The sequence below is a fragment of the Agrobacterium sp. SUL3 genome (assembly GCF_001263295.1).
GTDB lineage: Bacteria > Pseudomonadota > Alphaproteobacteria > Rhizobiales > Rhizobiaceae > Agrobacterium > Agrobacterium tomkonis.
The window spans coordinates 1-7,306 of record NZ_KQ414506.1 but is presented as its reverse complement, the minus strand read 5'-3'; the positions used below and the strand labels follow the sequence as shown (position 1 = coordinate 7,306).

At 59.9% G+C, this 7,306-nt stretch carries 7 protein-coding genes; 6 read left to right on the top strand and 1 reads right to left on the bottom strand.

From position 1 onward, the window contains the following. The 3 genes from AKG12_RS31025 to AKG12_RS16550 form a co-directional block, all read left to right on the top strand. The coding region (locus AKG12_RS31025) for an aminotransferase class I/II-fold pyridoxal phosphate-dependent enzyme (protein ID WP_285277753.1) at positions 1-864 on the top strand (864 nt) is incomplete at its 5' end. A gap of 154 nt (positions 865-1,018) precedes the next feature. After that, on the top strand, positions 1,019-3,253 hold the full coding sequence (gene purL, locus AKG12_RS16555) for a phosphoribosylformylglycinamidine synthase subunit PurL (protein WP_052819705.1): 2,235 nt from the start codon (positions 1,019-1,021) through the stop codon (positions 3,251-3,253). Positions 3,254-3,269: 16 nt separating this feature from the next. Continuing rightward, positions 3,270-3,503, top strand: coding sequence for a BolA/IbaG family iron-sulfur metabolism protein (locus tag AKG12_RS16550; protein WP_003507909.1), 234 nt, complete (start codon positions 3,270-3,272; stop codon positions 3,501-3,503). Positions 3,504-3,644: 141 nt separating this feature from the next. Here the strand turns inward: AKG12_RS16550 and AKG12_RS16545 are convergent, their stop codons facing one another. Next, positions 3,645-4,793: a hypothetical protein gene (locus AKG12_RS16545; RefSeq protein ID WP_052819704.1), complete on the bottom strand. Its 1,149-nt coding sequence runs from the start codon at positions 4,791-4,793 to the stop codon at positions 3,645-3,647. Positions 4,794-5,004: 211 nt separating this feature from the next. Here AKG12_RS16545 and AKG12_RS16540 point away from each other — a divergent pair, with 211 nt between their 5' ends. The 3 genes from AKG12_RS16540 to AKG12_RS16530 all read left to right on the top strand — a co-directional run bounded on the left by AKG12_RS16540 (position 5,005) and on the right by AKG12_RS16530 (position 7,082). Beyond that, the gene (locus AKG12_RS16540; RefSeq protein ID WP_052819703.1) at positions 5,005-5,253 is read left to right on the top strand and encodes a hypothetical protein; all 249 of its coding nucleotides are present in this window, start codon (positions 5,005-5,007) and stop codon (positions 5,251-5,253) included. 147 nt (positions 5,254-5,400) lie between these two features. Then, the gene (gene grxD, locus AKG12_RS16535; protein ID WP_046798227.1) at positions 5,401-5,736 is read left to right on the top strand and encodes a Grx4 family monothiol glutaredoxin; all 336 of its coding nucleotides are present in this window, start codon (positions 5,401-5,403) and stop codon (positions 5,734-5,736) included. A gap of 137 nt (positions 5,737-5,873) precedes the next feature. After that, on the top strand, positions 5,874-7,082 hold the full coding sequence (locus AKG12_RS16530; protein WP_052819702.1) for a multidrug effflux MFS transporter: 1,209 nt from the start codon (positions 5,874-5,876) through the stop codon (positions 7,080-7,082). The last annotated feature ends 224 nt before the right edge of the window (positions 7,083-7,306 follow it).

Sequence of the window (7,306 nt, the reverse complement as noted above, 5' to 3'; positions counted from 1 at the left end):
ATCACGGCAATGACGGCGCCGGGCGACCGCATCGTCTTCGAACCGCTGACCTATTCCCATATCAGCCGCAGCGCCGCCCTTGCCGGACGGCGGGTGACACTGGTGGAAGCGGACGAAAAGGGAATTGTCCCTGACGATTTCGAGCGCGTCTGCGCCCAGCAGCACCCGAAAATGATCTTCCTGATGTCCGCCGGCCAGAACCCGACCTGCGCCACCCTGCCGGAAGAACGCCGCCGCGCGATTGCCGATATTGCCCGCCGATACGGCGTATGGATCGTCGAGGACAATCTTTATGGGGCGATGACCCGCGAGGCGATCCCGCTGATTGCCGAATTCGCACCCGACATCACCTTCGTGGTCGGCGGCCTGTCGAAATCCGTCGCCGCCGGTGTCCGGGGCGGCTGGGTGGCCTGCCCGGCGCAATATTCCTCGCGTATCCGGATTTCCCATTCGATGATGACGGGTGGCCTGCCCTTCATGCTGGCAGAGTTGAATGCCCGCCTCGTCAACAGCGGCGACGCGCACGATATCCGCAAAGACTGCATTGCCGAATTGAACGGGCGCGAAGCGATCGCCCGGCGCGTCTTTGCCGGGCTGGACTTCAATTCCCTGCCCGATATCGCCTTCATGTGGCTGCGGCTGCCTGAACCCTGGCTTTCCGGCACCTTCCGCAATGCGGCGATGAAAGAAGGCGTGCTGATCGACGACGAGGACGAATTCAAGGCCGGGCGGGCGGAAAAGGTCTTCCACCGTGTCCGCATCAGCTTTTCCGGGCCTTCCAGCCGTGAGGAACTGACACACGGCTTCAGCATTCTTCGTCACCTGCTCGACAATGGTTCAGCCGGCTATGAAAGCGTGGCCTGATCCCTGCGCTGGCCCTGCGGGTACTGTCCGCAGGTCGCCAATATCGGCACAAACCGCCAATTAGCAGGCAAAGCGGCGCATTTTCCTGTCGCACCATTGAGCCTCTTGCGCTAAAGAACCGGAAACTTTCCTCGGCTCGAACCGCGTGAGACCTATGTCGATTCCAAACTCCATCAAGATCACCCCGGAACTCGTTGCATCCCACGGGCTGAAGCCCGACGAATATCAGCGTATCCTCGACCTGATCGGACGGGAGCCGAGCTTTACCGAGCTTGGCATCTTCTCGGCCATGTGGAACGAGCACTGCTCCTACAAGTCCTCCAAGAAGTGGCTGAAGACCCTGCCGACAACAGGACCGCGCGTTATCCAAGGCCCCGGCGAAAACGCTGGCGTGGTGGATATCGACGATGGCGACTGCGTCGTTTTCAAGATGGAGAGCCACAACCACCCGTCCTATATCGAACCCTATCAGGGTGCGGCAACGGGCGTCGGCGGCATCCTGCGTGACGTCTTCACCATGGGCGCGCGCCCGATCGCGGCCATGAATGCGCTCCGCTTCGGCGCGCCCGATCATCCGAAGACCCGCCACCTCGTGGCCGGCGTCGTCGCCGGTGTCGGCGGTTACGGCAATTCCTTTGGTGTGCCGACGGTTGGCGGCGAAGTGGAATTCGACCCGCGTTATAACGGCAATATCCTCGTCAACGCCTTCGCAGCCGGCCTTGCCAAGTCCAATGCGATCTTCCTTTCAGAAGCCAAGGGCGTCGGCCTGCCGGTCGTTTATCTCGGCGCAAAAACGGGCCGCGACGGCGTCGGCGGCGCGACCATGGCGTCCGCGGAATTCGACGAATCCATCGAAGAAAAGCGCCCGACCGTTCAGGTCGGTGACCCCTTCACTGAAAAGTGCCTGCTGGAAGCCTGCCTTGAGCTGATGAAGACCGGTGCGGTCATCGCCATTCAGGACATGGGTGCGGCCGGCCTCACCTGCTCCGCCGTTGAAATGGGCGCCAAGGGCGATCTCGGCATCGAACTCGACTTGAACGCCGTGCCGGTGCGCGAAGAGCGCATGACGGCTTATGAAATGATGCTGTCGGAAAGCCAGGAGCGCATGCTCATGGTTCTCGAACCCTCCAAGGAAGAAGTCGCCAAGGCGATCTTCGTCAAATGGGGTCTGGATTTCGCCATCGTCGGCAAGACGACGGACGACCTGCGCTTCCGCGTGCTGCATAATGGCGAAGAAGTCGCCAACTTGCCAATCAAGGAACTGGGCGACGAAGCCCCCGAATATGACCGCCCGTGGACACCCGCCAAGGTGCCGGCAGCACTTTCGGAAACCGACATTCCGGCAGCGGATATTGCCGACGCGCTTGTGTCTCTTCTCGGTTCGGCCAACAACTCCTCGCGCCGCTGGGTTTATGAGCAATATGACACGTTGATCCAGGGCAATTCCCTGCAGCTTCCGGGCGGCGATGCCGGCGTGGTGCGTGTCGAAGGCCATGACAAGAAGGCGCTCGCCTTCTCCTCCGACGTAACTCCGCGTTATGTCGAGGCCGATCCCTTCGAAGGCGGCAAGCAGGCGGTTGCCGAATGCTGGCGCAACATCACTGCCACAGGCGCTCTGCCGCTGGCGGCCACCGACAACCTCAATTTCGGCAATCCGGAAAAGCCCGAGATCATGAGCCAGCTGGTCCATGCCATCAAGGGCATCGGCGAAGCCTGCCGCGTGCTGGAATTCCCGATCGTTTCGGGCAACGTCTCACTTTATAACGAGACCAATGGCCAGGCGATCCTGCCCACCCCCACCATCGGCGGCGTCGGCCTGCTGAAAGACTGGGGCCGCATGGCGCGCATCCGTTTCGCTGCCGAGGGCGACGTGGTGCTTCTGGTCGGCGCACCTGCCGGTCTCGGCACGCATATCGCCCAGTCGGTTTACATGCGCGACATCCATAACCGTATCGATGGCCCGGCACCGCATGTCGATCTGGCTGCCGAGAAGAAAAACGGCGATTTCGTCCGCGGCATCATCACCGATGGTCTGGCCACCGCCGTTCACGATTGCTCCTCGGGCGGCCTTGCTCTTGCGGTCGGCGAAATGGCGATTTCCTCCGGTATCGGCGCGACGATCGATGCGGTCGAAGGCCACAATCCGGTCCTCACCTTCTACGGTGAAGATCAGGGCCGTTACGTCCTCACCGTCAAGAAAAGCGATCTCGACAAGGTGCAGGCGGCTGCCAAGGCGGCAGGCGTTTCCTGCCCGGTCATCGGCGTTACCGGCGGCTCCACCGTAAAGCTGGGCACGGCGCGCGCTGTCGAGATTAAAGAATTGCACTTGGCCTATGAATCGTGGTTCCCTCAATTCATGGACGGCGAAACTTTGCTCGCCGCAGAATGAATTAAGGAGAAACACCATGCCCATGAAACCCGGCGACATTGAAGACATGATTAAGGCGGGAATTCCCGGGGCAAAGGTCACGATCCGCGATCTGGCCGGTGACGGCGACCATTATGCGGCGGAAGTCGTTGCGGAAGCATTCAAGGGCAAGACCCGCGTGCAGCAGCACCAGATGGTCTATGACGCGCTGAAGGGCAATATGGGCGGCGTTCTGCATGCCCTTGCCCTGCAGACCTCGGCTCCCGAGTGAGAGCGCTCGTGAAAACGGTTCCGGCAAGCGGCAGGCTCTGTCCCATCTGCGGGATAGCGTGAAAGCTTCGGAATAAATCAAAGGCCCGCATGATACTCTCACGCGGGCCTTTTTTTCATTCTGGCAAAGGGTGGTCGCCGCTTACAAGGCAGCCGGCGTCTGCGAATCCAGATCAGCAAAAGAGGCGGCCGGCAAAGGCCCCGCCGTCAGCAGCGTAAAATCGTAACCGGACTTGCGGTCAGGCCCCAGAACATATTGCCGGTGCATGCGCAGGAAGTTGCGCTTGTTCTTCTTGTAGCGCTCCGGCGAAAGCGAGTGCTTGAAACGGATCGGCACGATTTTCGGCTGCGGCGCATCCGCGTGACCGGTCAGGGCCACGGTGTTGCACCGGTAAAGATGGATAGGGTCGGTCAGACACTGGATATCAAACCATGTCACCTTCTGGTGACGAGCGATTATTCCGACGCTCTGGCGAAGCCTGTCCGCACTCGACAGGAACGCACATTGCAGCGCCGCCCCGCCCAAGGTCGCAAAAGACAGTGTCCGGCCATCCAGCGCATCCGGTTTCAGCTCCAGCACCCGGCCGATAGTGGCGAGTGCGAGACTGGCGCCCATGCTGTGCGAAACCACCAGAACCTCGTCTGAAGGCTGTTCCAGCGCCGTCAGGACAAGCGCCGCCCTCTCCTCGATCCAGTCACGCGCAATCGGCTCATCGCGGCCCACCGCCAGCGCGAACCGCCAGTCCGCATAAAGATGCAGGGTGTGAAACCGCTCGGCAAACGGCAGGAACGCCTTCACGAAAAACAGGGCGGCGGCGGGAAGGCTGATGGCGAACAGCCAGAGCGGCAAAGCGAAAAGCCATGGCGAAAGGGCAATAGCGGCAGCAAGCGCACCGCCAGCAAGCGTCAGCAGGAACGGAAAGATGAAGAACAGGCCAAAACGCCAGGCATGGCGAAAGTAGCGCGCCGCGCCCCCTTCACGGACGATGCCCGCCCCGGCCTTGAATCCGAGCCAAATCTGCCGCCAGACCGGTTCATCCCGCAGCTCGGAGATGACACCATTATGATCGTAGACAAAAATCTCCGAACGCGTCCGCCAGTCGCCCGCCGAGGCCTCGACCGTGAATGTTTCGCCTCCCGGCGCATTCTCCAGCGGCCCCACCGCATAATCGACATCCCAGGTCTTGCCGGCAAGCACCGCCGCCCGCAGGTAACGCAGATGATGGGCCGCCGCATCGAGCGGATCGAAACCGGGAAAATAAAGAACAAGTCGTGACTTGACGGCTGGCATGCATGAACCTTCGGCCGGAGCATTTCCAGTAAAAGCGGAATCGCTTTTACGTCAGGACAATGCGCAAAAACAAAGAGATAGCGCGCTTCTGCGTCTCTGAGAAAAGCAAAACCGCGCTAGAGGCACCCGAAAGGATCGCTTGATACAGTGGGCGATGCACGTATAGTAAAAATCACGACGGAAATATGATTTATTTATTGGCGAGGGAAATTTGTCTGGCATCGTCGATCAAGTGCTCAACGGCGTCGTCAAGGGCGCGCTGTCTGAAATCCTCACCAAGACCGGTATCCGCAAAACCCGGCGCACGCGCCGGACGAAAAGCACCGGCTCACTCGCCGGCGGCATTGTCGGATCCGTTCTGGAAGCAGCGCTCAACGCCGCCGTCAAACCCAGGCCGGCCAAGAAGCAGGTGAGCAAAAGACGAACCGCCGCCGCCCGCAGCAGACAGCGATATCGCTGAGGCGTCGCAAGCCACTTTTTTGGCGTCTCATGCATTGCAACACAGACGCATTTTTTACGCTTTCCGGGTGGAAATCGCGCCGCGACATGTTATCTAGGAACAAACAGAAAGCAGCGGCCTTGAACCGCATGTGAAAGGAATAGGCCTATGAGCGGCATTAACGACATGATCGACAGCGAAGTGAAGAGCAACGACATCGTTCTTTTCATGAAGGGCACCCCGCAATTTCCGCAGTGCGGTTTTTCCGGCCAGGTGGTACAGATCCTCGATTATCTCGGCGTCGACTACAAGGGCATCAACGTGCTTGCCGATGCCGATATCCGTCAGGGCATCAAGGACTATTCCAACTGGCCGACCATCCCGCAGCTTTACGTCAAGGGCGAATTCGTCGGCGGCTGTGACATCGTAAGAGAGATGTTCCAGTCCGGCGAACTGCAGAACCACTTCCAAGAACAGGGTATCAGCGTCCGCGGCGCGGCCTGATTTCGGCCGGTTCATCCGGCCCACCCTGATTGTCAGAAATTTATGCCAGGCGTTGCTTCATGCAACGCCTTTGCCGTTCTTTTTGGGGCAATCCTGTGACAGAACTTTCACAATCCACCGCTTCGCGCGCAGGCTCGATGGGGCGCACGGAATTCATTGCGCTTGCCGCCATGCTGATGGCGCTGAACGCGCTCGCCATCGACATCATGCTGCCCGGTCTTCAGGAAATCGGCGCATCGCTGGGCGTCGTTAATGAAAACCACCGCCAATATGTGATTTCCACCTATCTTCTCGGCTTCGGTGTCGCCCAGCTTCTATATGGGCCGATTTCGGACCGTTTCGGACGCCGCAAGCCGATGCTGGTCGGGCTGGCGATCTACATCGTTTCAGCCCTTGCCGTGGTCTTCGTGCCGTCATTCTCCGGCCTTTTGCTGCTGCGCTTCATTCAGGGCATCGGTTCGGCGGCGACACGCGTCATCACCATCTCGATCGTGCGTGACATCTATGGCGGCCGTCAGATGGCGGAAGTCATGTCGCTGATCATGATGGTCTTCATGGTCGTTCCGGTCATCGCGCCCGGCACCGGCCAGATCGTGCTGTTTTTCGGCAACTGGCACCTGATCTTCGCCTTTATGGCGGGAATTGCCGCGGTTGTAACCGCCTGGATGTATTTCCGCCTGCCGGAAACCCTGCATCCGGATGATGTCAGGCCTTTCACCGCCCGCTCGGTGCTTGGCGGCTTCAAGATCGTGCTCACCAACCGTATCGCGCTCTGTTATACGCTTTCGAGCACCTTCATCTTCGGCGCGCTGTTTGGCTTCATCAACTCGGCTGAACAGGTCTATAAGGGCATTTATGGCCTCGGCGCATGGTTTGCGGCGGCCTTTGCCGGCGTTGCCCTGTTCATGGCCTTCTCGTCCTTCATCAACGCAAGGCTGGTCGGCAGGTTCGGCATGCGCAAGCTGTCGCACGGATCGCTGCTCGGCTTCATCGCCATCACCTTCATCTGGCTGGTGGTGCAGGTGCTTGGACCGGAGCCGATGCCCTTTGCCATCTTCATCGTGTTCTTTGCGCTTGCCATGTTCCAGTTCGGCTGGATCGGCTCGAACTTCAACTCGCTCGCCATGGAACCGCTCGGCCATGTCGCCGGCACCGCCTCCTCCGTCATCGGTTTCATGGGAACCGTCGGCGGTTCGCTGATCGGCGCTGGCATCGGCCAGGCTTTCGACGGCACGGCGCTGCCGATGGTGGCCGGCTTCTTCGTCGTCTCCATCATCGGTCTGATCTTCGTGCTGATCGGCGAAAAGGGCATGCTGTTTCAGGCGCACAACAAGCCTACACGGTAAAGGCGGTTAGAAAAATAAAAGGGCGCGGAATTTTGTTCCGCGCCCTTTTTTATTTGTCTGCCAATTGCGCTTCGCTTTCAACGTCGTCCGTTCTCCGCTCTCGGCGTCATCCTCGGGCTTGTGTGGACGATTTGTGGTTTACTTGGAGCATCAGCCGGGCAGCGCAAGCCCGGCTGATGCAGGCAGGCGGCCGTTTTTTCGGGCTGGTTTAGACAGCCGAGGTC

Bases quoted from the DNA above. Each gene is read 5' to 3' on its own strand.
- purL (WP_052819705.1), top strand. From the start codon at position 1,019: ATGTCGATTCCAAACTCCATCAAGATCACCCCGGAACTCGTTGCATCC.
- AKG12_RS16550 (WP_003507909.1), top strand. From the start codon at position 3,270: ATGCCCATGAAACCCGGCGACATTGAAGACATGATTAAGGCGGGAATT.
- AKG12_RS16545 (WP_052819704.1), bottom strand. From the start codon at position 4,793: ATGCCAGCCGTCAAGTCACGACTTGTTCTTTATTTTCCCGGTTTCGAT.
- grxD (WP_046798227.1), top strand. From the start codon at position 5,401: ATGAGCGGCATTAACGACATGATCGACAGCGAAGTGAAGAGCAACGAC.
- AKG12_RS16530 (WP_052819702.1), top strand. From the start codon at position 5,874: ATGGGGCGCACGGAATTCATTGCGCTTGCCGCCATGCTGATGGCGCTG.